The sequence below is a fragment of the Rhodococcus sp. ARC_M6 genome (genome assembly GCF_022810305.1).
In the GTDB taxonomy this organism is placed as follows: Bacteria; Actinomycetota; Actinomycetes; order Mycobacteriales; family Mycobacteriaceae; genus Rhodococcus_F.
Window position 1 is genome coordinate 40377 of sequence record NZ_JALGQH010000034.1, and the last position, 22580, is coordinate 62956.

Sequence of the window (22580 nt, forward strand, 5' to 3'; positions counted from 1 at the left end):
CGCGCAGCATCTCGGCAACTGCCCAGTCGGCGATTCATATTCGATCAAGGGAGTCCATTCAATGTCGCACAAGATTCTTACCCCACCGCCAGGTGTACACGCCGGGCAGATACGCCACACGACACAAATGTTGTTCGCAGCAATGTTGTCCGTAGCCGGTGTAATGATCTCGTCAGCACTGCCCGCGCACGCCGATACAGTCGTTACCCAAATTTCGGTCGGTAGCGACCCGCACGGGATTGAAATTACTCCGAACGGCAAGCAGGCATACGTCACCAGAAATACTCCGAACACGGTGTCCGTCATCGACATCGCTACCAACGCCGTCACCAAGGATATTCGTGTCGGCACAAATCCCCGAGGAGTTGCGATCACCTCGGATAGCGCTGAGGCTTACGTCACCAACATCAACAGCAGCAATGTGTCGGTGATCGACACCGAGAAAAATACCGTCGTGGCCACGATTGGTGTTGGCAATTCTCCGGTCGGCGTCGCGATAACCGGAACCAGAGCCTACGTCGTAAATGCCGGCGCCGACACGGTGTCGGTCATCGATACGGCCAACAAAAATGTCATCGAAACTATCAGTGGTCTCGGTGACTATTCGAACAGCGTGGCAATTACACCCGACGGCAGCAAGGCGTTCGTGACAAACACCTACGGAAACTCGGTTTCGGTGATCGACACTGTAACCAACACTGTCAGCACCACTATCCGTGATCTGGGCAGCAGCCCTAACGGGCTGGCGATCACTCCGGATGGCGCAGACGTCTACGTTGCGAATCTCTCCTCCGGCACTGTTTCGGTGATTGACACCCAGCGCGACGTCGTCACCGATACGATCTCAGTCGGCCCGGGTCCGAGCGACGTGGCGATCACGCCCGACGGAACTCGCGTGTACGTCACGCGGTATTTCGACAATTCGGTCGCGGTGATCGACACCGCCACCCGTTCAGTCACACCCGTTGGTGTCAATTGGCCGAGCGGGGTTGCGATCACCCCCGATGGCGCCTACGCCTACCTCGGTGACACCAGGAACGGGAACGTGTCAGTCCTCGCGATCGGAAAGGACGCCCCCACCCTCGCCGGCGAACCGACGGCCGGTGTCGTCGGCACGCCCTACCGTGACGCCTTCTCCGTGACCGGGCAACCCGCACCCGTAGTCACCGTCACCGGCGGAGACCTCCCGGCCGGACTCACCCTCAGCAGAACCGGAGAACTATCCGGAACACCCACCACTGCAGGAACATTCATCTTCACTGTCACCGCCACCAATGGCTTCGGAAGTCCCGTCACTCTCGATGCCACTCTCACGGTCGCTGCGGCGCCTGAACGTCCAGTGACAGGTTCCCTGACTTTCTTCGGCGAGCTTTTCGGGTCGTGACCTCGGCGCCCTGACCCGCCTGCTGCAGCATCGAATCGTGGCCGCTCATCCTTTGGGGGTGGGCGGCCATCGTCGTTAGCGCTACCCGGTCAGGAATACCGAAGCCTGCGTCGGAAGGGGCGCGCCGAGTTTGCGGCGATACGTCTCGGCGGGACGACCTGTGCCAGCTCGGGCATATTCTCCGGTGCTGATCAATGAGTCGATGACATGACGCCGGAACCCGTCCTTCTGCAGCTCGCGGTCGAAGACGACCTCGTACAGTTGCCGCAGTTGAGGGACCGTGAAGGTGCCCCCGAGGAACCCGGCCGGATCGATATTGGCGGCATATCGGTGCCGCAAGTCGGTGACGGCAAGCCTGACTATCTCGGTGTGGTCGAAGGCCATATCGTCGGCACCGTACGCATTGAGCAGGATCGCACCGGCGGGCAGCGCCGATTCCGGGATCGCGGCAGCATGCGCCACCGACAGCACCCATCCTCTGTCGTCACGGTCGGGGTTGTCGAGGATAGCCAGTTGATGAAACTCCGTATTCGTCATGTCTGCTTTTGCCTGCAAGGCGCGATCAGCTGCGGCAGTGAGCAATTCACGTTCATGGAGAAACGTTCCGGGTAGCGCCAGCTTTCCGTGGCGATGCTGGACTGCCAGCACCTTCAGTGCGGCATCCGAGTAGGTCAGCACTGCCACATCGACGGCGATCGACGGGCGGGGGTAATCCGTCAGGGCATGACCAGTCGAATCTTTCCATTCATCCACTCTTGCATGTTAGCTCAAACATGATCTATTGTTAACTCAAAGTTGAGCAAAGGGGCGAACATGAAACTGACCGCACTGCAGTCCGACCGCGCAGCGGGGGTACTGCTCGGCACCGCAGCGGGCGACGCCCTCGGCGCGGGATACGAATTCACGTACCCGAACGCCAAGGCAACCATCAATATGATCGGCGGCGGCCCCTTCAAGTGGGCGCCCGGCGAATGGACCGACGACACCTCGATGGCCATCGCTATCGCCGAAGTTGCGGCCACTGGCATCGACATCGGCGGCCATGAAGGTCTGGATGCCATTGCCTCGCAGTTTGTTCGGTGGTACAACTCCGATCCAGCCGACATCGGAAATCAGACCCAGGCGGTATTGTCTGCACGGTCAACCAGCGCATCCGCCATGACAGAGTGTGCCCGGGCGGTCGACGGCCTCAAGGGCGGCAACGGTTCGCTCATGCGCACCGCACCCGTTGCACTCGCCTATCTCGACGACCCGGACGGCGCAATCAACGCCGCACAGCGCATCAGCGCACTCACCCATGACGATCTGCGTGCCGGCCAGGCATGCCAGATGTGGACTCACGCCATCAGACACGCAGTCCTCCACGGCACCTTCGACGGCGTCCGCGATTACCTGTCCATCGCAGATACCGAGGCCGCCGGCTACTGGCGCCCCCTGCTCGATCAGGCTGAAACAGGCAGTCCACGAAACTTTTCCAAAAATGGTTGGGTGGTCCACGCACTCCAAACCGCATGGTGGGCAATCACCTCCACCGACAGCAGCGACGTAGGCCACCTTCAGCGCGCCCTCGAAGCTGCCGTCCGCGCCGGTGGCGATACCGACACCACAGCTGCCATCGCCGGCGGTCTGCTCGGCGCTCGATGGGGAGCATCGGCCGTCCCGGCGCGCTGGCGTCGCATCATGCACGGCTGGCCCGGCTACACCTCCGCCGATCTGATTCGTCTGGCGATCAAAACTGCCCGCGGCGGCACCGACGATCGAAATGGTTGGCCGTCCACCGAAACACTCGACTACTCACGGTTCAGCGGCACTCACCATCTGACCACACATCCGCACGACGACGGTGTCCTGCTCGGCGGAGTGGATGCGGTATCGACTGCGCACTACGACGCCGTAGTCAGCTTGTGCCGCATGGGAACTCAACAAGTCAGTGCCGAACACATCGAGTTCCGGCTGGTCGACGACGGCCACGAATCCAATGCGCACCTCGATTTTGTCATCAACGACGCCGCTCAGACCGTCAAGACGCTGCGAGAAGAGGGCAAACGTGTACTGCTGCACTGCGTTCAGGCACACAGTCGCACGCCGTCCATTGCTGCGCGGTACTCGGTACTGCTGGGACGCAACCCCCTCGATGTGCGTACCGCCATGCCGTGGGCACGCCCGAAGGTCGAACTCTGGAACAGCGCCGTCACACCAACAACCGTCACACCAACCGGAGGAACCATGCCCACGATAACCGTCGTCGAAGGCGACATCACCACCCTCGACGTCGATGCCGTCGTCAATGCCGCCAACTCGAGATTGCTCGGCGGCGGCGGAGTCGACGGAGCGATCCATCGCGCCGGAGGTTCGGCAATCCTCGAAGCCTGCAAGGTTCTTCGAAACACCAGCCTGCCCGACGGCTTGCCGGTGGGTGCCGCCGTAGCAACGACTGCGGGGAAGATGAAAGCCCGCAACGTGATCCACACCGTCGGACCGCGCTACTCGGATACCGAAGACCTCTCGGCCCGGCTCCGTTCCGCATACACGCGCAGCTTGGCGGTTGCCGATTCCCTGGGCGCCCGGACGGTTGCATTTCCGTTGATCTCCTCCGGCGTTTACGGCTGGCCGAAAGAAGATGCAGTGCGGCAGGCGGTTTCCGCCATCCGTGCAGCGGACACCCAGGTGGAATCCGTCATTCTTGTCGCCTACAACCAGGAGTCTGCGGCCCTGATGCGGCGCGTTCTTGCGTGAGCGCTAGCGGGCCCGCATACGCCGGCTCAACTGCCGGTTTCCGAAGTCCAGACCCGAGCCGTCACTGGCGACCAGTGCGGTAAGTCCGGCGGCGACCAACAACGAGATGATGACTACGCTCATGATGCGTCACCTCTTTCTGATGTAGATGGAGAACTCTGAGCCTGTCGGCCGACACCAAGTATATGTAACTAATGGTTACGTGCAATGTGGTGTCTCTCACCTGCACTGGGTGACGGCGATACCAGCCATGCGACTTCGATCAGGCCGGCGGCAACTACCGCTGCCGGCCAGAGCGCATGGACACCGATCCAGCGGTGCATCAACGCGCCGAGAATCGCTCCCACGATCAGCCCCGCACACATACCGAAGTGCTGCAGCCACGCCCACCGCGGTCCACCGAGAAATGCACCGGTCAGTCGCTGGCCCATCTTCACCAAAGCGCCCGTCATATAGGTGACACCGATCGTCACCTCACCGTCACGCTGAAACACCGAGTTAACGGCACCCATCGCCAACGCCATCGCGGTGACCGCCCCCGGCGTGATGCCGAAGCTGCTGAAGACAGAACCCACGACCAACAGAGTTGTCACCACCGACAAGACCGTCACCTTGCGGGCTCGTATCGAAAAGCGTTCGGTGACATGGGTAATGACCGTTCCGAGTGCGGTACCGACAAGGAAGAGCACAATCACTGCCGCCGGCACGCTGGCCACCGACCATAGATCCTCGGAAATCGAGACGCTCATCTGAGTCATGTTGCCGCTCATGAAGGATACGAACTGTCCGCTCAGGACGATGAATCCGAGCGCATCGACGTACCCGGCCAGACCGGCAAGAGCAATCGCGAGCCCGATCAGTGATCTGCTGTATCCCGTCACCTGACAAAGCGTGACACATTATTGGGGCGTATAGGCCATGCACTCCACTTCCATGTGGGCACCCAGCGCCAAGCCATCGGTGCCGAACGCACTTCTCGCCGGCAACCGACCCGCCGGGAAGTACTCCAGGTAAACCTTGTTGAACTCCTGCCAGCGCGACATGTCATCGAGCATGACTGTGCATTTGAAGACTGCGTCCATGCTCCACCCGTACGCGACCAACGACGCCGAAATATTCTCCATCGTCTGGCGTGCCTGCTGCTCGAATCCCTCGGCAAGTGTTCCGTCCGGCAACATCCCGATCTGTCCGGACAGATACAAGATGTCTCCGACGCGAACCCCCGTGGAGAACGGCGTATCGAAGGCGGGCGGGATGAAATCCATTGCTACTCCTCGTTCGTGCTCAATCAGATTCACAGTCAGAGCGTTTCGCAAGTACGAACCTCGGCGAGAAAATCGGCCACCAATTGATTCCACGCATGCGGGTCCTCGAAATACGGTGAATGACCACGTTCTGCCAGTTCGATCACTTCGGACTTGGGCAGGAACTGCGCTGCCGAACGGATCCGTTCGGGCGTCATCAATGCATCGAGTTCTCCGGCAATCATCAGCACCGGCACGTCGATGCCCGCAAGCACGGAAGGGCCGTACGTGTAGTTGGTCAGAATACGAAAGAACTCCGCATCAGATGGACGGTGCCCGAAGGATCCGAGCGCTTGATAGAGATACGCGCGGGCCGGATCCAGGCTGAGCAACCGTTCCCCAACCGCCGGATGCACGCCGAGGGGTCGGGCCGTCACTGGTCCAGCGGCGACGGGCGGGTTCACTTCTGGTCCGAAGCCGACAGGAATTCCACCCGTCGTACACGCCAGGACAACGGATTCCACCCGATCCGGCGACTCGATTGCCGTACCGAGTGCCGCCCAACCACCCATCGACTGCCCGACGATATGCGCCCGATCCACATTGAGCAGATCCATGATCTCGCGAAGGTCGGAGACAGCGGCACGCGGACCATGATTGCCGTCGTTGTTGGTCGAACGGCCGAATCCTCTTTGATCCCAGGTGATTACCCGATAGTTCTGCGCGAAGTACGGAACCTGCTGGTACCAGACTGCCGCGTTTCCACCCAAGCCGTGGGTGAGGATCAGATCGGGGCCGGTACCTGCCGTCTCGTACCAGATCTGCTCACCGTCGGCGGAGGTGAGAAATCCTTCGGTGCGTGGGATCATCCTTCGTCTCCTGATTCGGCAGAGCGCTTGCCGCCCGCATGATCGGTGAGCAGTTGTTCGATGTCATCGGTGGTGCGACGCAGATGCTTCTGGACCATCCCAACGGTGTCGTCGTCGAAATCGCTGTCGAACCCGATGACCGTCACTGCACACAGCGGAGAACCCTTGCGTGAGCATGCTGCCCGCGAGACAGATCCGATAATGTCGCGGGACCGCTTGTGTACCACCGCAAATCCCGTCGCGCGGGTTTCCTCGATATCGGTAAGAAACCCGTTGGGTCCGTCGAGCGGATAGCCGGCCTGTTCCACCAACTTCAGGTACGGCGCAAGCGCGCTCGCGTCCAGTGCGGCGAGAAACGCCAACGGGCCGGCAAACCGGTGCGGCGGAAGCAAATCGCCGAGCATGCGAGTGATCATCTTCAGGCGATCGGGACGCAGCGCAGCGATAATTCGGCTGCCGGAACTCTCGAGAACCTGCAAATTCACCATCATGTCGGTTTGCTCCGACAGCGCCTGCAACGCCGGATTGCACAGTGCGGCCAACGAATGTGCGGCGGCCTCGTGAGAGACCTGAAGCGCCGCCGGACCAGGCAGGTACCGACCGTCGTAGCGGAACACCCAACCACGGCTGGCCAACTCACCGAGAACCCGATGGGCCGTCGGCCTGAGCATGCCCACCTCTTCGGCGAGTTCACTGAGCGTCATCGGTGTCGTCGACCGGGCAATCGCCTCGAGCAGGTCGAGAGCCTTGTCGACGGCGGACGCCGAACCCTTCGTCATCCGTTTCCTCCTGGTGCCGGTTTTTGAAAAGTCTTGGCATTCGCCTTGGAAATTACTATAGTCACAACAATCATTCCGTACTACGGAATTCTACGAGCGTTTTCACCCTTCCCTCCGGACTACCGGCAAGGAATCGATTCTCCTACGCGAGAGGCTTTCGGACATGACGGTTGGACACACCCTCCGGTCTGCGCGACAACTCAAGACCGCCGCGATCGCGACCATCGCCGCAGCCGGCCTGGTACTGACGGGATGCTCGGACGACGCCGCAGCGACGCAGGACAATGCCGCGCAAGCCACGACGATCCGTATTGCACCGCAAGCCATTGCCGACTTTGCGCCGATCTGGCTGGGCATGGATCAGGGCTACTTCACAGAACAGGGCCTCGACATCAAGCTCGTCGAGGGTGGAGCCAGCTCCGCCGCTCAGATTCCGTTGCTACTGAGCGGAAATGCCGATGTCGCAGCCACTACCGCGACAGCAGCGATCCAGGCACGTAGCCAGAACATGGACGTCACCATCGTCGGCGGACTCACCGACTTTGCCGAGTCCGATGCCGTTGACCAGTCCGGACTGGTAGTTGCAGGCAACAGCCCCATCACCGGATTCCGTGAACTCGAAGGCAAGACAGTCGCGATCAGCGGCCTCAAGTCAGTAAGCGAGGCAGTCATTTCCGCAGCTGTCGAGAAGTCCGGCGGCACACCGAGCAAGGTTTCCTTTATCCAGGCACCAATGCCCAACCTCGGAGATCTAGTAGCCAGCGGAGGTGCGGACGCCGCATTCCTGATCGACCCGTTCCTGAGCAAGGCCACCGCGTCCGGCCTCAAGATCCTCGGCCATCCGTTCCCGTTGGCAGCACCCGGCGTTCCCGGCACCTCCCTCGTAGCGTCGACGGCATTTGCCGAAGCCAACCCGGATACAATCACGAAATTCCGTACGGCACTGGCACAGTCGGTCGAATTTGCCAATCAGAACCCCGACAAGGTCAAGGCAGCGCTGTCCGCGCAGGCCAAGATTCCCGCCGAGATGCTGGCAAGCAGCAAGAATCCGCAGTTCAGCGCCGTCGTCGATCCAGCGTCGCTCACCGAGGAGATCAACCTGCTGGTCAAGTACGGAGTCCTGACCGACACGGTTGACGTCAACTCGATTCTTCTGGCCAACTAGGCATTCTCACAGTGTCCACTAAGCGCAGGACGCACGTGCTGCTCGGCCGGCTGCTGACGCTCTTCGCGTTGGCAGCCGGTTGGCAGATCTTCGGGATGCTGAATTCCGGTGACGTCAAGGCGATCCCAACGTTCAGTGCGGTAGCCGGAGCCTTCATCGACGAACTCGGGACATCGGCGCTCTGGGACGCGATCGGCCGCACTCTCTCTACGACAGCCATCGGCCTGGCGCTGTGCCTGCTCATCGGCATCCCTGCCGGACTGATCCTGGCAGCCCATCCATTCCTGACGGTATCCTCACGATTTGTCATCGACTTCTGCCGGACGGTTCCCCCATTGGCGGTCATCCCGCTATTTCTGCTGATCATGGGTCCGACCCAGCGCATGGCTGTTGCACTCATCATCGCCGTGAGCATCTGGCCCATCCTGCTGCAAACCGTTCACGGGGTGAAGAACGTCGACCCTGAACTACTGTCCACTGCGCGGTCTTTCCGATTGCCGCTCTGGCGTCGACTCCTACTGGTCGTCGCGCCTGCATCGATGCCGTACGTATTCACCGGAATTCGAATTTCCGCAACTCTGAGCCTTCTTCTCGCCATCGGCGCCGAATTGATCGCCGGTGTTCCCGGATTGGGCAAAGAAATTCTGCTCAGCCAATCGGTACCCGACCGAATGTTTGCGTTGATCGTCGTGGCCGGATTGCTGGGAATGCTCCTCACCTTCGCGGTGACTGCGATCGAAACACGGTTACTCGCCTGGCATTACGTCCCGAGGAGAATGAACGCGTGAGGATACTGTCAGGATTCCGACTCCTCGCCTGGGAACTGTGGCTGCCGATTCTGCTTGTCACGGTGTGGTACTTCGGTTCCGCTTCCAGCAAGTCACCGTACTTTCCGCCGCTGTCACGCATCTGGAAAGCCTTTGTGGACAACTGGTTCGGTCCCGGATTCACGCAAGATGTGGTTCCCAGTCTCACCAATCTCGCGGCCGGACTGACCATCGCGCTGGTCATCGGAATTGTCGCCGGGCTCGCTCTGGCACTGTTCCCGCTCGCTGCGGAGATCGCCGATCCGTTTCTTCAGTTCTTCCGCGCGATCCCCGCGCTCGCGGTACTGCCCGCACTGTTCATCGTCTTCGGCACCGGACCTTCGGGCAATATTGCTGCCATCGCCTTCGGAGCCGTCTGGCCGATCCTTCTCAACGCCCTGGACGGCATTCGGTCCATCGATCCGAGCATCAGGCTCGTAGCCCGCAGCTACCGAATCCGCACCCCACTCCTGATCAGTCGAGTACTGCTCCCGGGGGCGATGCCCCAGATCACCGTCGGCATCCGAACGAGCCTGGCAATCGGTGTTGTCATCATGGTCGGCAGCGAAATGTATGTCTCCACAGCAGGAATCGGCCACTTCGTGATCGTGGCCCAACAAACCTTTGCGATCGCGGACATGTGGTCCGGCATTCTCCTGCTCGGCATCATCGGATACATCCTCAATGTCGGATACGGCGTTATCGAACGGTGGCTGCTGCGATGGCAACCACGTACCCACGGAGCCCTCGTCGCGAAAGGCGCACAATCATGAGCACCAATGAACCTGCCGTCGAATTGCGCAACCTCGGAGTGACCTACGGTGGCCCGACCGGACGCGAAGTGCTCCGTGGAATCGACCTCGAAGTTCGTGATAACGAGATCGTCTGCATCGTCGGGCATTCCGGCATCGGCAAGAGCACATTGATCCGCTGCATCGCCGGATTGCAGAAGCCGACCACCGGCGAGGTACGCATCACCGGAAAGGTCATCACCGAACCGCCCGCCACCCTTGCGTTGGTCTCCCAGGATTACGGCCGAACGCTCATGCCGTGGCTCAAAGTCGGCGAAAACGTTCGACTTCCACTGCGAGGCATCGGTTTACCTCGCAAGACACAGAACGAACATGTAGCCCAAGTACTCGCCGCCGTCGGCCTCGACGGCGCCGAGCGTTCGTACCCGTGGCAATTGTCCGGCGGAATGCAGCAGCGCGTCGCCATTGCCCGAGCACTCGCCTACCGCCCCCAGGTACTCCTGATGGACGAACCATTTGCGTCCGTCGATGCCCAGACCCGCGCAGAGCTCGAAGACCTACTCCTCACGCTCCAACGTGATCTCGGCATCACGGTTCTGTTGGTAACCCATGACGTCGACGAGTCGGTGTACCTCTCCGATCGCGTAGTCGTTCTCGGTGGCACACCTGCATTAGTGCGCGATGTCATCGACGTACCCCTGACGGGAGTGCGTGATCAGCTCACCACCAAAGCAGATCCACAGTTCATCGAATGCCGCTCCCGGGTTCTGACCTCGATTCAGCTCTCGAAGACCGCTCCCGCATCAGTCTGACGAGGACAGGCTATGCGCCGGTCCCTCGGAAGCTAGCCAGTTCACGCAACTTCACCAGGTCGAAGGTTCGTTTCGGCCGCGCCACCCCCGGACGGTGGCGCGGCACCCGAACCCGAAGAGCAGCCGGCCGAACCGTACATCGCACCGGTGTCGTCATCTGCAATGCTTCTCCGTCGACACCGACCGGGATAGACGGCATGTTTGCGTCGACGATTACCTCGGATGTTGTTGCCTGCGTGAGTCCACGCTGATGCGTGCGGCGAAGCAATCCGATCACCTGACGCGTATTTGTCACCGACAGAGCGACAACCCCAAGTGTTCCCAAATCCAATCGCGGGCGACGACCGAGGCCTGCCAGGTCTGAGGTTTCGTAAGGTCCGTTGCTCACTAATACCGCTTGCGGGCAGTCGATCACGCTGCCCGCAACGTGTGCGATCAGGTGAGCGCCATCCTGCCCGGTAAGCACATCCGGGAGCATCCTCAAGGCGGTGCTGGTCTTGGCGTCGCGATACGACGGACTTTGCACCACCTCCGCGTACGCACCGAACGACGCGTTGTTGACAAACGTCCGCCCTCCGACCGTCCCGATGTCGACGTAAATGTCGGTGCCGTCGGTCAGCGCATCCAGACAATGAGACGGATCTTGAAGGTCCAGACCGAGGTCGGCAGCAAAATGATTTCGCGTCCCCGCACTGATCACCAGAAATGGCAGACCATGTTCCGCCGCGACAGCCGCGACCAGGGCCTGCGTTCCATCTCCGCCGGCCACCCCGAGTAGATCAGCTCCGTCATCGACGGCCTTGCGTGCAAGTTCCGCCACATCCACCGGGTTGTCCGCATCGAGAACAAAAACCTCTGCGCCCAACGCTTCGGCCTTCTCACGCAATCCGAACTTGCCGACCTTTCCTCCGCCGGAATACGGATTCATCACCAGAAACGGACGGAGGGGAGGCGTCGACGGATGTTCCGGGACAACAACATCCGACGGTTTGTCCGCGAGTGCTGCACGGGCGCAGAGCGCTGCCACTACCAACAGCCCGAAAGTCACCAGCACCACCCAAAGTAGGTGCGCACGAACGAGAAAGACCACCACCACTATCGGAGTCAACACCCCAACGCACAGGGCGAACCACCGCAGCAAGCCACGACTGGTCAGAAACCAGTAGGCCGCCACCACACTCACGACCAAGGCTCCGACACCCAGGATCAGGAGCATCAACGTCTTCAAGCCGGCAAAGACAAGCAGAACGACGACGGCCACGAACATCGCCGCCACTGCTGATCGGGCCAGCCACCTCTGACTACCGGTTCCCATTTACACAAGCCTACTGATTAGCCGGCGGCCACGTCGTACGTCATGACATCGAGTGTGAGCGGCATCTGGTTGCTGCGAGGACCAGTGGCCGCTCCCGTCGCGAACTGTGCTGCGCCACCGGTGTCCGTGACGTCGGCGAGGTTGTCCATATTCACGATCTGGTTGGTGAGATCAAATGAACGAATCTCGAAGGGAAGGCCGTTCGAGGCCAAAGGATCCGGCCCGTCCATGATGTGGAAATGCAGATGGGGAGCGTCGGTATTTCCGGAGTTACCCAGCTTGCCCAACGATTGACCCGCGATCAGGTTGTCGCCAACCTTGAACGGCACGCTTCCTGTTTGCAGATGAGCATAGAAAGCGAATCGACCGTCTCCAAGATCCTGAACGACATGATTTCCACCGTATTGCTCAATAGTCAATCCCGTGGGGTTGGCACCCGGCGTCTGCTCCGGAAGATCGTTTACGATCGACACGATCTTTCCGGCAGCCACTGCATACACATCGGTCCCGTAGTACGGATAGCTGTTGACCGAAGTCCGATCTCCGTCGAACATCTTCCCGTCAGACGTCAATTGAACGTAGTCAATGGCAAACCGCTCGGGTGCAACCAATTGACCATTGAGGGGGCTGACTGCGCCGCGGTGCGCCGTCACCGAACAACAACCGTTGCCGTCGAGCCAGTTCGCACCCTTCAACGGCGGATCAATTGTGAGCGCAGACCTCTTGGACACTTCCGTCAGCGCAACGGTCTCCGTCAGATCCGCTGGCAACAGAGGCGGATTCGGGGTGGTGACCTGCAATGATATCCGGTGCTCCATCACCTCGGGGATATCGGCCGTCGACGGCACTGTCACATCCAACCAAGCCAGTGCCGACTGCCCGGGACCCAGGATCGTTGTCGGTTCCGTAGCCCCGAAGACCTTGACCCACGGCAAGAGATTCTCGGTAATCGGACTCTGCAACGGAACCCCGTTTGCCATCGGCGCAATACCTCGCAGATTAACCGACTGTGGGAGCGTATTCGTCAGGAAAAGTTCATAGGCGAGGTGAACTTTGCCGTCGGTGGCCGTTACCGGTATCGGATGAGCAAGAGCCACAGCAGTCACCGGAGTAAGAACGGCCGGAGCAGGACTGGAAGACGGCGCCGTAGTCGCAGATGATTCCGAAGAGGTCGCCGGCGTCGCATCGTCCACGCCAGAGCAAGAAGCCACCAACGCTACGCCGCCAATAATCAATGCAATGCGGTTCTTGCGAGTCAGACAGGCCATTCGTGAATATTAGATCAATGCATGACCGGTCGGAATAATAGTCGAAAATACATCGAATGTATTTATGAATCCATTTTTAGACCGAATCAATTGACATACCCATAAACTTGCATTGCAACCATGGCCATCCATTTCAGTAAATGCACCGCCTTCGCGAGAGTCCGTACAATTGACTGATGCCTTCAACACTCCCCCCACTCGACCAGCAAGCCGAACGACTGATCGAACTCGGAGTTCACCAACTCGCAGGCCTCCCAGCCGAAGCCCTACGTGCCGCCGCAGCACCGGCACACACTGCGGGTGCACTACTGACAATCCATGAAAAGTTCGCTCCCGCATCAGTATTGGCGCCACTGCTCGAGCTCCACGGCAAGCAAGGCTTCATCGTCACCGACATGACTGACGTCGACCAGTTTCTACCCATCGAACAGAGTGCGCTCCCGGATAATTCGCTGCACCTCCTCGAAGGAGTCGATCGGGGCGACGACATGGCCAACTGGAGTCCGGACGAAGCACTGCCCGCAATGATCGAAGCCCAACGCACACCGCTGACTCTCACCGAGGGAATCCATTGGCTCTTGCAGTGCCCCGACGCCCTCGAACGCGGCAAATGCTTCATGACCATCGGCTCGCGACTCCGTAAACCCAACGGCGCCCTCGATTCCCGTACACCCGCACTGTGGATCAGTAACGGCACCGGGCGCGATGGACGCGACAACAAGAATGCACCGAAAGTCGGATGGTGCTGGGCCGGTAACCGTCACACCTGGCTCGGATTTGCTTCCGCGAGCAACCGGACGCCGCTGGGGTAGTTGACGTTGCTACAGGCTTCCGAAGGAGCCGAACGGATTCGAATTAGGTGCAACCCACTGGTTGAACTGATTGCCCTGGTTCTGGTTCCACTGGTTGTTCTGATTCCACCGGCCGGGATCTTGATTATTCCAGTTCTGATTGCCATGGTTGCCGTCACGGTCGCCATCGTGATGACTGACGTCGACGGGATAGGCACCCTGTGTCGCTGAGTGATCCACAGCAGCCGGAGTGTCCGCGACTGCCGGTGCAGCAAACAGCCCCACCGGGAGAATCACCAGCGACCCGATGACAGCGATCCGGACAAGCCGGTGCTGTGGGTGAGCCTTCTTGGTGTCGTTCATGATAAATCCTTCGTGATCGCAGCGAGGATAAATCCTTCGTGATCGCAGCGAGGCCACTTCACTCGTCCCACGCCTCGCCAGTTCTATCGTTGCAGCCCGTGTTCAGGCCATGAATCCAGTCAACTCCCGCCAATGCCACTTTCCTGGCATCACCCTGTGAATTGGATCCGAATTCCCAAACCAGCTGACAACCTGGCCGCATAGATCCGCTCAGACGGGGTAGACGAGCAGTACCGACCGCCACACCACCTCATTCAGTGGAGTACGCAATGCTTCTTAACGACCAGTCGATTCGTGATCGCGCCCAGAGCTTCGCGGCAACGTTGTCCCCGGAGCCGAAATGGCCGCCGCAAACTCCGGCACAACGTGTCGCAACCTGGAGCGAGAGGTCAGAGATGCTCGGCGCCCTGTCAGTGCTCGTTTTCTGGGCTTTCGGATTGGGCATCGTCCTGGGCATCGGCGCGATCGCTGCCGGGGTATTCGCGATCGGTCAACGAGCGCCGGAGCGCGGTAAATCCATACCTGTCGACGCATTGGTCGGGTTGGCGGTGGGCACGCTCGGCTTGATCTTCAGCGCCGCGTTCTTCGGCATGGTTCGACCATATTTGTAGCTATTCGCCCTGAAGCCCGAAGGTATGCCGCATCTCGCCGATCCCCTCCACGTACGTCGTCAACGTATCCCCTTCACCGAGCAGAACTTTCGGGTCACGACTGAAACCGACCCCGGCCGGCGTGCCGGTGAAGATGGCATCTCCGGGTAGAAGCGGCACAATCCCAGACAGATACTCAATCACTTTCGGAATCGTGAAGAGCATGTCGCTGGTGCGACCCTTCTGCATCTCGACGCCGTTGATGCTGCAGCCGAGTTGGAGGTCATCGGGGTTCTCGAACTCGTCAGGCGTGACTAGTACCGGACCGATCGGACTGAAGCCCGGGAACGACTTGGCCAAACTGAATTGTTGCGGCGGAGTTCCGGCCCACTGTGCATGACGCTCCGAAAGATCCTGTCCCACAGTTAATCCAGCCACATGACTCCATGCATCTGCAGCCCTCACACCCTGCGACGGCTTGCCGATGACCACAACAAGTTCCGTCTCGAAATCGACGGCTCCCGGTGGCAAGAGAATCCGATCGTACGGACCGGCCACCGAGGCGGGAAACTTAGCGAATACGACCGGAATCTTAGGGACGTCCAAGCCTGCCTCCACCGCATGGTCACGATAGTTCAGACCAATCGCGAATATCTGTGGCGGCAACGGCACCGGACTCGCAAGCTCCGACGCTTCGATAGCGATCGTCGGCGCGCCGCCGAAACCCGCGGCCCACGTAGTGAACTCATCCCATCGGGAGTAAACGCTCTGCACATCCGGGGAGAACTCCCCGCCGCTAGCAATCGCGATATCGACAGCGCCGGAGCCTGTTCCAAGGCAAGCGCGACCTGAAATATTGTAGATACGCATAATTGAAAAGCCTTTCGAATAGAGATTGCCGCTAGTCGGTAATGAACGTGCCGCCCCAGGACGGATTTTGCGTTATCTGCTCTGCCGGAGTCTCGCCGCAATTACCGGCGAACACGATCGTCTTTCCGTCCCGAGAGTAGACGGAATTTCGGCACCCGCTGGAACACAACGTGATCGCCATCCGGGAATACGCTGGGTACGCGGCGCACTCACGTCCCGGCGCCGGCCGGGCGGACTCATCAGGATCATCGGCATCCGGTCGGGAGAGTAGGCCGGTGAACTGGACTTGACCGCAAGCTGTTTGACCTTGCCGCAGCTCAGCGCAACGGACAACGCGCTGCCAGATGCAGCTACTCGGTCGATCCCCGGCACGATCTCATCCCTTCATCAGTCGTTTTGTTTCATAGTGCCAGCGATGCAGTACTTTCCGAGGCGCTTCACGAAAATCAGATGTGATCGTGCAGAGTATCGACGGCTGCGGTTGCGTGCGACGTCAAGCACATCGTCAGCCCACGCAGGTCATTCTGATCTCTACGAGCACCGCCACTTGATGTAAGCGGTCCGCTACATGATCCAGGAGAAGGCATGCCGACAAGGTGGTGCCGCTCGTGTTCGCCTCTGCTACTACCGAGAGTGTTTCGAGAATTTGATCATGAAGCGCCACAATGCGATTAACTTATCGGCAAGATCCACGGATACCGCCACCGCGATCGGGTACTACTCGAACAGGCGACGTCGCGGCCAGACTCCGGCCTCAATGCTGCCCCGCTTACGAGGAGACGGACATGATGAATATTGGATCACGCCTCGCGATAACGCTATTTGCCTGCACAACAATGGTTTCAGCTGGCTGCTCGAGCGCCCCGACGCCAAGCACCACAACCAGTGGAGACTTCTCCGGTCTCGTGGACATCGGCGGAGGCCGCGCCATGTATCTGACGTGCCAGGGGTCAGGATCGCCCACCGTCGTACTCGTCTCCGGCCGGACCGACCGAAGCGATATCTGGCAGAGTGTGGCAACCCCGGAACAGCCCGGCCCGACAGTCTTTTCCGGCGTATCCGAGACGACGCGTGTATGCGCCTATGACCGTCCCGGGACAGTGACGATCACGGGAGAATACGTGGAGGCCAGTCGCTCTACCCCCGTTCCTCAACCCACCACCTCAGCCGACGGGGTGCGGGACCTTCACGCCCTCCTGAGCGCAGCCGAGATCCCGGGTCCGATTGTTTTGGTCGCGCATTCCTGGGGAGGGCCAATTGCCCGCCTTTACGCCGATACCTATCCAACAGGCGTCGACGGCCTGGTTCTCGTCGACACCCTCACCGAACTGCTGTACGACGGTCTCACCCCGCAAGAGCAGGAGTGGTGGCTCACGCTCAACAGTAATTACTCACCGGACCTCGAGCCGTACAACCAGGAGAAAAGCAACTTCGAACCCAGCTTCCAGTCACTGCGGGACGCCGGTGATCCTCTACCCATGCCGGCAGCCATCCTCACATCGGACCAGCCTTATAACCTTGAACCCATTGCTGCTGCAGGCGAATTGCCGCTAGGTATCCCGGCAGACTTCGGTCAGGTTATCTTCGCCGCCCACCTTGCGGGTCAGAATGCGCTGGCCGAACGGCTGCATGCAAAAATCGTGCTGGACACGAACGCAGGCCATTACGTCCAGACCGAACAGCCCGCCCTCACGATCTCCACAATCGACCAGGTTGTTGATTCTGCTCGAACAAATCCGGACCAGTGGATTTCATGAAGCACACACGCATGTGAACGCTCGGGGCGCGGAACCTTGCTAATCCGTAGTGCAGTGGTCAAGTTTCGTTAATATTCCGCCTCTACGGTCGCCGCATGCAACAACGATCTCGCCATATTCTCGGCGCAATCCCACTGCTCCTAGCGCTCGGAGCGTGCTCAAACACTGAAACATTGTCTGACACTGAAGGTTTCACGATCACTCACCTTGACTCCATGCAAGTTACCGACGGTCTGACTCCGTTCGGTGTGCCACTCGGCGGAATCTCGGGTATCGACTACGACGACGCCACCGGACGCTATTGGGCCATCAGCGACGACAGGGCAGAGAAGGGGCCTGCACGCTTCTACACACTCGAGCTCACACTCGGTCCTGACGGCCGCTTCGCCACGGACGCACCGGTTGTGACAGGAATGACGCCCATCGCGGACCAGGGTGGCGAACCGTATCCGAAGAAGGGCGTCGATCCGGAGTCGATTCGCCTCGTCCACGACAGCACCGACATCGTTTACACCAGCGAAGGCGACGCGTCGAAGTTGATCGCACCGCTCGTTCGCCGGGCGACCGCGCAGGGTGAGTTCGTTCGTGACTATGCACTACCGTCGCAATATCTTCCGGCGGCCGACGCCAGTGGCATCCAGGTGACCGGTGTCCGCAACAACCTTGCGTTGGAAGGATTGACGTTCTCACCGGATGGCTCGAAGATTGTCGCCGTCACCGAGAACTCGCTGGTTCAGGATGGCCAGATCCCCTCTCCCACCAACGGAACCGATTCCCGGGTAATCATGTTCGACAGTGCGGGCGGCGACGTTGTCGACGAGTACATCTACGCGGTCGAACCGATCAGTGGTACATATCCGGACATGGTCAGCCCCACCGGCTTTACGCTGAAGGCCGACCGCGGCGTTACCGAAATACTGGCCGTCGACAACAACGAGTATCTCGTCATCGAACGCGGGGCGGTACCGGGGAAGGGCAGTGAGGTGCAGATCTACTGGGCCTCCACCGAAGGCGCGACAACAGTCATCGACAAGGAGAAACTCGACGGGACAGAAACTCCGATGCGCAAGAAACTACTGTTCGATTTCTCGGATACCGGCGCCAACCCCGACAACGTCGAGGGCATTACCTGGGGTCCAACGCTTTCCGACGGCACCCGGACCCTGGTGCTGTCCGCCGATGACAACTTCAACCCAGAGGGTGGGCAGCACAACATGTTCCACGTCCTCGCCGTGAAGTAGTTCGGAACAGACACACGCCCTACGCAGACATGATCGTGAGCGCACCGGCAATGATGGCCAGAGCGACAACATTTAGGTCATGAAAGTGACTCCGCCTTCGCGATGAGTACTGCTCGCTCACGTTCGTTGCCTGCCAGGCGAGCAGCCTCGAGCAGTTCGACTCGAGCTTCCTCGTTTCGCCCGAGCCTACCCAGGAGTTCACCTCGCACACTTGGCAGCAGGTGATAGCCGGCGAGTTCGCCTGCTGCAACAAGCTTGTCGACGAACTCGAGCGCCGGGGCCGGGCCGTACGCCATCGACACAGCGGCGGCATGGTTGAGATCAACCACCGGCGACGGCGCAAGTTGCCGTAGCGCTTCGTAGAGCAGGACGATCTTCTTCCAATCGGTATCCTCGAAAGTTGCTGCCTGTGCATGGCATTGCGCAATACTGGCCTGCAATCCGTACGGTCCTCGACCTCGACCCACCTCGTCAGCTCGTGCCAAAGCTGCTAGCCCGCGAGTGATCTGAGTACGATCCCAGCGGGTGCGATCCTGATCCGCCAGGAGAATCGGCTCCCCGGTAGATGTTGTCCGGGCTCCGAACCTCGACGCCGAAAGCTCCATCAATGCCACCAGACCATGCGCTTCCGCCTCTTGCGGAACAAGTTCCGCAAGAATGCGTGCGAGCCTCAAGGCCTCACTGCTCAGTTCGGTGCGCATCCACTCGGCGCCCGAACTCGCCGCATACCCCTCGTTGAAAATCAGGTACAGCACACCGAGTACAGCGCCGAGTCTGCTCGAAAACTCTTCCCGTGGAGGCACCTCGAATACCACCTTGGCTGCGGTGAGCGTCTTCTTGGCTCGCACGATTCGCTGCTGTACCGTAGCCGTCGGCGTCAGGAACGCTTTACCGATCTCGTCGGTGGTCAGCCCGCCCACGACTCGAAGCGTCAACGCCACCTGAGCTTTTCGGTTCAACACCGGATGGCAAGCGATGAACATCAAACGGAGCACATCGTCGTCGATGCGGTCAGGATCCCACGTGACGTCGTCGAACCGACTCGCATCGTTCTCGAGTTCACGCGCAAAATATGCGTAACGCTCGTCGAGGCGTTCCCGTCGTCGCCACCCGTCAATTGCGCGCCGAGTAGCGACGGAGGTCAACCACGCCGCCGGGTTACGCGGAACGCCCGTGGCAGGCCACTGCTGCATTGCCTCGAGCAGCGCCTGCCCCGCAAGATCCTCCGCGAGATCCAGATCCCCGACGGTACGGGTGAGCGTAGCGACGATCTTCGCGGATTCGATGCGCCAGACCGCCTCTACCGCAGCCCGTGCCGAGCTGTCAGGCATGACTCAGCTCGTGACCGGGCGATCGGTGCCCAACTCGTCACGCCAGCCTGCTTCCTTCTGGACGTATTCATTGGTCTGATCGAATTCCTCCATCTCCGACACCCGGCGAACCTCGAGCTTGGAACCCGGCCCCAACGGGCAACGCTTCGCCCACTCCAGAGCCTCGTCCTTGGTCGAGGTCTGAATGATCCAGAAGCCCGAGAACAACTCTTTCGTCTCTCCGTACGGCCCGTCTGAAACAAGCGGGGGATCGGCATCGAAATCGACGATGAATCCCTCTTCCATCGCCAGACCCTCACCGGCCAAGAGAACACCCGCCTTGATCAGGGACTCGTTGTACTGGCCCATCGCCGTGATAATCGCGTCGAAATCCATGTCCTGAGCAGCTTCAATGGCCTGGTCCGTGGAACGCATGATCAGCATGTACTTCATGGGGTTCTCCTACTGTCTGGGGGCCGCTCGTTCGGTCCCTCTGTCTACACGTCGAACGTGCGAGCCGTAGATCGACACGTGCCGAAAAGAATCTTTCAGCTCGTACGGGGCGCGAGTCAATGGCCTTTCGAAGTAGCGCCGCACACCACCCGAGAGCTGGCACCCCTTTCGCATAGTGAGCACCCCCTCCAGCTTGCTGCAAAGGGTGCTCACTCGATGAAAAGGGTGCTAGCTCAGATGTGGCAACCGGGACGGTACCCAGTGCACACTCTCGCGTGCAGTCAGGGGTCCGTACGCCCTGATCCAGACAGAGCAATGGCGATGCACCCGCAACTCGCACGGACACATCGCCATTTTCAACTGCCTACCGCTGAATTGCCTTGATCTCGAGGAACTCTTCAAGCCCGAACGTGCCGGCTTCACGTCCGACACCCGACTGCTTGTAACCACCGAACGGAGCATTCGTATTGAACGCGCCGCCGTTGACCTCGACCTGCCCAGCCCTCAGCTGACGGGCGACGCGGTCCGCGCGATCGGGATCGCCCGACCAGACGCCGCCCGCCAAACCGTATTCTGTCCCGTTGGCGATCCGGACCGCGTCAGCTTCATCCGTGTATCCCATGATCGAGAGCACCGGTCCAAAGATTTCCTCGCGAGCGATCGTCATATCCTCAGTCACGTTGGAGAAAACCGTCGGGCCGACAAAGTATCCACTCGCCAAACCGGTTTCACGCCCGTCCACAACAGCAGTGGCGCCCTCGGCCACCCCCTTCTCGATATATCCACGAACTCGCCCGAGCTGATTCGCATTGACCAACGGCCCGAGTACCGATGTCGGCTGTGTCGGATCACCAATCTGGAAATGCGCTGCGACGGCGGCGGCAATGGCTGCCGCCTCATCCATCTTCTCTGCGGGAACCAACATACGAGTCAAAGCCGAACAGGTCTGCCCTGAATTGAGGAAGCACTTTGCGACGCCGTCGGTGACAGCCTTCTCCATATCGGCGTCGTCGAGAATCACGTTCGCGGATTTTCCGCCCAACTCGAGGGACACCTTTTTGATAGTGTCCGCAGCCACGATGGCTACACGCTTTCCGGCACGCGTCGACCCGGTGAACGAGACCATATCGACCTCGGGGTGCCCGGCGATTGCCTCACCCACAACAGGACCGTATCCGCTGACCAAGTTGAATACACCTGCTGGCAAACCGATTTCATCAAAGATGTCGGCGAGCGCGTACGAGATTAATGGCGCAACCTCAGTGGGTTTGAGAACCACTGTGCAGCCGGCGGCCAACGCCCCGCCCACCTTCAACACAACCTGATGGAGCGGGAAATTCCAGGGCGTAATCGCACCGACAACCCCCACCGGCTCCCGGACGATCAGCGAGTTGCCAACTTCGTGGGCATCAAAATCGTACGTCCGTGCCAACTCCGCAAATGCGTTCAGATTCGCCAGTGGCATACCGATCTGCACCGGCTTCGCAAAGCCGATCGGCATACCCATATCTTCCGATACCAAGGCAGCAAGATCATCGATACGTTCAGCGATAACACCAGCGGCCTTGGACAAATATTCGGCGCGCTCGGAACCGGTCAACGCAGACCAAGACGGAAACGCCGCCCGAGCTGCCGCCGCAGCAACATCGACATCTTCGGCTGTGCCCTCAGCGACCGTCGCAATAAGTTCTTCCGTTGCCGGATTAAGTACATCGATCCGGCCGGTTCCTGTCGATTCGATCCAGGCTCCGTCGACATAGATCTTCGTGCGGTCGAGAATATCGCTCATCGAGGCCTCCGTAGGTGACACATGCACAATTGAGGGGTGCCGCGCACACGCGCGTGGGGCACCTGCTCTGAGCCTAGCCACGACCCGGTCGTTCAACACGAAATTTGAGGAACGATATAGCTTCGGAACACCCGTGCCGGCCGGAAACCAGGACCTGACCGGCTCTCCGAAACCGTTCCGGAACACGAAAAAACCCCCAACCACGAATGGTTGGGGGCTATCTCGTAAATTGTGTTCGGCGGTGTCCTACTCTCCCACACCCTGTCGAGTGCAGTACCATCGGCGC

At 60.0% G+C, this 22580-nt stretch carries 22 protein-coding genes and 1 pseudogene; 11 read left to right on the forward strand and 12 right to left on the reverse strand.

What is annotated here, in order from left to right; genetic code table 11:
• Window positions 1–127 precede the first annotated feature (127 nt).
• Window positions 128–1384: an SMP-30/gluconolactonase/LRE family protein gene (locus tag MTX36_RS25320; RefSeq protein WP_243622382.1), complete on the forward strand. Its 1257-nt coding sequence runs from the start codon at window positions 128–130 to the stop codon at window positions 1382–1384.
• Window positions 1385–1465: 81 nt separating this feature from the next.
• Here MTX36_RS25320 and MTX36_RS25325 read toward each other — a convergent pair whose 3' ends face one another.
• Window positions 1466–2137 carry an NUDIX hydrolase gene (locus MTX36_RS25325; RefSeq protein WP_243622383.1) on the reverse strand — a complete coding sequence of 224 codons (672 nt, stop codon included), beginning with the start codon at window positions 2135–2137 and terminating at the stop codon, window positions 1466–1468.
• A 60-nt stretch (window positions 2138–2197) separates the two neighbouring features.
• On the opposite strand from MTX36_RS25325, the pseudogene MTX36_RS30315 reads away from it, so the two are divergent.
• Window positions 2198–3040: pseudogene (locus tag MTX36_RS30315) on the forward strand (ADP-ribosylglycohydrolase family protein); the annotation flags it as partial.
• Window positions 3041–3610: 570 nt separating this feature from the next.
• Entirely contained in the window at window positions 3611–4120 is a 510-nt protein-coding gene (locus tag MTX36_RS30320) for an O-acetyl-ADP-ribose deacetylase (protein WP_308198253.1), read from the forward strand.
• Window positions 4121–4311: 191 nt separating this feature from the next.
• Here MTX36_RS30320 and MTX36_RS25335 read toward each other — a convergent pair whose 3' ends face one another.
• Genes MTX36_RS25335 through MTX36_RS25350 form a run of 4 tightly spaced genes read right to left on the reverse strand, consistent with a single transcriptional unit; the run spans window position 4312 to window position 7012 of the window.
• Window positions 4312–5001, reverse strand: coding sequence for a YoaK family protein (locus MTX36_RS25335; protein WP_243622385.1), 690 nt, complete (start codon window positions 4999–5001; stop codon window positions 4312–4314).
• Between the two features lie 18 nt (window positions 5002–5019).
• Window positions 5020–5385 carry a RidA family protein gene (locus tag MTX36_RS25340; RefSeq protein WP_243622386.1) on the reverse strand — a complete coding sequence of 122 codons (366 nt, stop codon included), beginning with the start codon at window positions 5383–5385 and terminating at the stop codon, window positions 5020–5022.
• 35 nt (window positions 5386–5420) lie between these two features.
• Window positions 5421–6233 (reverse strand): alpha/beta fold hydrolase, encoded by an 813-nt coding sequence (locus MTX36_RS25345; RefSeq protein WP_243622387.1) that lies wholly within the window; start codon window positions 6231–6233, stop codon window positions 5421–5423.
• Complete coding sequence (locus MTX36_RS25350) at window positions 6230–7012, reverse strand: IclR family transcriptional regulator (RefSeq protein ID WP_243622388.1); 783 nt, start codon at window positions 7010–7012, stop codon at window positions 6230–6232. Before MTX36_RS25350 ends, MTX36_RS25345 begins: the two co-directional genes overlap by 4 nt.
• Before the next feature lie 163 nt (window positions 7013–7175).
• Here MTX36_RS25350 and MTX36_RS25355 point away from each other — a divergent pair, with 163 nt between their 5' ends.
• Genes MTX36_RS25355 through MTX36_RS25370 form a run of 4 tightly spaced genes read left to right on the forward strand, consistent with a single transcriptional unit; the run spans window position 7176 to window position 10547 of the window.
• Window positions 7176–8177: an ABC transporter substrate-binding protein gene (locus MTX36_RS25355; protein ID WP_243622389.1), complete on the forward strand. Its 1002-nt coding sequence runs from the start codon at window positions 7176–7178 to the stop codon at window positions 8175–8177.
• Between the two features lie 11 nt (window positions 8178–8188).
• Window positions 8189–8965, forward strand: coding sequence for an ABC transporter permease (locus tag MTX36_RS25360; RefSeq protein WP_243622390.1), 777 nt, complete (start codon window positions 8189–8191; stop codon window positions 8963–8965).
• Complete coding sequence (locus MTX36_RS25365; RefSeq protein ID WP_243622391.1) at window positions 8962–9756, forward strand: ABC transporter permease; 795 nt, start codon at window positions 8962–8964, stop codon at window positions 9754–9756. Before MTX36_RS25360 ends, MTX36_RS25365 begins: the two co-directional genes overlap by 4 nt.
• Window positions 9753–10547: an ABC transporter ATP-binding protein gene (locus MTX36_RS25370; protein ID WP_243622392.1), complete on the forward strand. Its 795-nt coding sequence runs from the start codon at window positions 9753–9755 to the stop codon at window positions 10545–10547. The genes MTX36_RS25365 and MTX36_RS25370 overlap by 4 nt, the downstream gene beginning before the upstream one ends.
• Before the next feature lie 10 nt (window positions 10548–10557).
• Here MTX36_RS25370 and MTX36_RS25375 read toward each other — a convergent pair whose 3' ends face one another.
• Both MTX36_RS25375 and MTX36_RS25380 read right to left on the reverse strand, forming a co-directional pair.
• Window positions 10558–11862: a diacylglycerol kinase family protein gene (locus tag MTX36_RS25375; RefSeq protein ID WP_243622393.1), complete on the reverse strand. Its 1305-nt coding sequence runs from the start codon at window positions 11860–11862 to the stop codon at window positions 10558–10560.
• A gap of 17 nt (window positions 11863–11879) precedes the next feature.
• Complete coding sequence (locus MTX36_RS25380) at window positions 11880–13130, reverse strand: M23 family metallopeptidase (RefSeq protein ID WP_243622394.1); 1251 nt, start codon at window positions 13128–13130, stop codon at window positions 11880–11882.
• Between the two features lie 176 nt (window positions 13131–13306).
• On the opposite strand from MTX36_RS25380, the gene MTX36_RS25385 reads away from it, so the two are divergent.
• Entirely contained in the window at window positions 13307–13942 is a 636-nt protein-coding gene (locus tag MTX36_RS25385) for a DUF5701 family protein (RefSeq protein ID WP_243622395.1), read from the forward strand.
• Between the two features lie 9 nt (window positions 13943–13951).
• On the opposite strand, the gene MTX36_RS25390 is transcribed toward MTX36_RS25385, so the two are convergent.
• On the reverse strand, window positions 13952–14284 hold the full coding sequence (locus tag MTX36_RS25390) for a hypothetical protein (protein WP_243622396.1): 333 nt from the start codon (window positions 14282–14284) through the stop codon (window positions 13952–13954).
• Between the two features lie 269 nt (window positions 14285–14553).
• On the opposite strand from MTX36_RS25390, the gene MTX36_RS25395 reads away from it, so the two are divergent.
• Window positions 14554–14895 (forward strand): hypothetical protein, encoded by a 342-nt coding sequence (locus MTX36_RS25395; RefSeq protein WP_243622397.1) that lies wholly within the window; start codon window positions 14554–14556, stop codon window positions 14893–14895.
• Here MTX36_RS25395 and MTX36_RS25400 read toward each other — a convergent pair whose 3' ends face one another.
• Entirely contained in the window at window positions 14896–15744 is an 849-nt protein-coding gene (locus tag MTX36_RS25400) for a fumarylacetoacetate hydrolase family protein (RefSeq protein ID WP_243622398.1), read from the reverse strand.
• A gap of 785 nt (window positions 15745–16529) precedes the next feature.
• Between MTX36_RS25400 and MTX36_RS25405 the strand changes: the two genes are divergently transcribed.
• Window positions 16530–17501 (forward strand): alpha/beta fold hydrolase, encoded by a 972-nt coding sequence (locus MTX36_RS25405; RefSeq protein WP_243622399.1) that lies wholly within the window; start codon window positions 16530–16532, stop codon window positions 17499–17501.
• A 173-nt stretch (window positions 17502–17674) separates the two neighbouring features.
• Complete coding sequence (locus MTX36_RS25410) at window positions 17675–18742, forward strand: esterase-like activity of phytase family protein (protein ID WP_243622400.1); 1068 nt, start codon at window positions 17675–17677, stop codon at window positions 18740–18742.
• A gap of 77 nt (window positions 18743–18819) precedes the next feature.
• Here MTX36_RS25410 and MTX36_RS25415 read toward each other — a convergent pair whose 3' ends face one another.
• From MTX36_RS25415 to MTX36_RS25425, 3 genes are all read right to left on the reverse strand, one after another.
• A complete protein-coding gene (locus tag MTX36_RS25415) occupies window positions 18820–20073 on the reverse strand; it encodes an RNA polymerase sigma factor (protein WP_243622401.1) in 1254 nt (417 codons plus the stop codon).
• A gap of 3 nt (window positions 20074–20076) precedes the next feature.
• The gene (locus MTX36_RS25420) at window positions 20077–20505 is read right to left on the reverse strand and encodes a YciI family protein (protein WP_243622402.1); all 429 of its coding nucleotides are present in this window, start codon (window positions 20503–20505) and stop codon (window positions 20077–20079) included.
• A 364-nt stretch (window positions 20506–20869) separates the two neighbouring features.
• Window positions 20870–22294 carry an aldehyde dehydrogenase family protein gene (locus MTX36_RS25425; protein WP_243622403.1) on the reverse strand — a complete coding sequence of 475 codons (1425 nt, stop codon included), beginning with the start codon at window positions 22292–22294 and terminating at the stop codon, window positions 20870–20872.
• Window positions 22295–22580 lie beyond the last annotated feature (286 nt).

Excerpts from the sequence above, each read along its gene's own strand:
- MTX36_RS25400 (WP_243622398.1), bottom strand. The coding sequence starts at position 15,744 with ATGCGTATCTACAATATTTCAGGTCGCGCTTGCCTTGGAACAGGCTCC.
- MTX36_RS25380 (WP_243622394.1), bottom strand. The coding sequence starts at position 13,130 with ATGGCCTGTCTGACTCGCAAGAACCGCATTGCATTGATTATTGGCGGC.
- MTX36_RS25375 (WP_243622393.1), bottom strand. The coding sequence starts at position 11,862 with ATGGGAACCGGTAGTCAGAGGTGGCTGGCCCGATCAGCAGTGGCGGCG.
- MTX36_RS25340 (WP_243622386.1), bottom strand. The coding sequence starts at position 5,385 with ATGGATTTCATCCCGCCCGCCTTCGATACGCCGTTCTCCACGGGGGTT.
- MTX36_RS25425 (WP_243622403.1), bottom strand. The coding sequence starts at position 22,294 with ATGAGCGATATTCTCGACCGCACGAAGATCTATGTCGACGGAGCCTGG.
- MTX36_RS25405 (WP_243622399.1), top strand. The coding sequence starts at position 16,530 with ATGATGAATATTGGATCACGCCTCGCGATAACGCTATTTGCCTGCACA.
- MTX36_RS25320 (WP_243622382.1), top strand. The coding sequence starts at position 128 with ATGTTGTTCGCAGCAATGTTGTCCGTAGCCGGTGTAATGATCTCGTCA.
- MTX36_RS25355 (WP_243622389.1), top strand. The coding sequence starts at position 7,176 with ATGACGGTTGGACACACCCTCCGGTCTGCGCGACAACTCAAGACCGCC.
- MTX36_RS25345 (WP_243622387.1), bottom strand. The coding sequence starts at position 6,233 with ATGATCCCACGCACCGAAGGATTTCTCACCTCCGCCGACGGTGAGCAG.
- MTX36_RS25420 (WP_243622402.1), bottom strand. The coding sequence starts at position 20,505 with ATGAAGTACATGCTGATCATGCGTTCCACGGACCAGGCCATTGAAGCT.
- MTX36_RS25350 (WP_243622388.1), bottom strand. The coding sequence starts at position 7,012 with ATGACGAAGGGTTCGGCGTCCGCCGTCGACAAGGCTCTCGACCTGCTC.
- MTX36_RS25385 (WP_243622395.1), top strand. The coding sequence starts at position 13,307 with ATGCCTTCAACACTCCCCCCACTCGACCAGCAAGCCGAACGACTGATC.
- MTX36_RS25370 (WP_243622392.1), top strand. The coding sequence starts at position 9,753 with ATGAGCACCAATGAACCTGCCGTCGAATTGCGCAACCTCGGAGTGACC.
- MTX36_RS25395 (WP_243622397.1), top strand. The coding sequence starts at position 14,554 with ATGCTTCTTAACGACCAGTCGATTCGTGATCGCGCCCAGAGCTTCGCG.
- MTX36_RS25415 (WP_243622401.1), bottom strand. The coding sequence starts at position 20,073 with ATGCCTGACAGCTCGGCACGGGCTGCGGTAGAGGCGGTCTGGCGCATC.
- MTX36_RS30320 (WP_308198253.1), top strand. The coding sequence starts at position 3,611 with ATGCCCACGATAACCGTCGTCGAAGGCGACATCACCACCCTCGACGTC.
- MTX36_RS25390 (WP_243622396.1), bottom strand. The coding sequence starts at position 14,284 with ATGAACGACACCAAGAAGGCTCACCCACAGCACCGGCTTGTCCGGATC.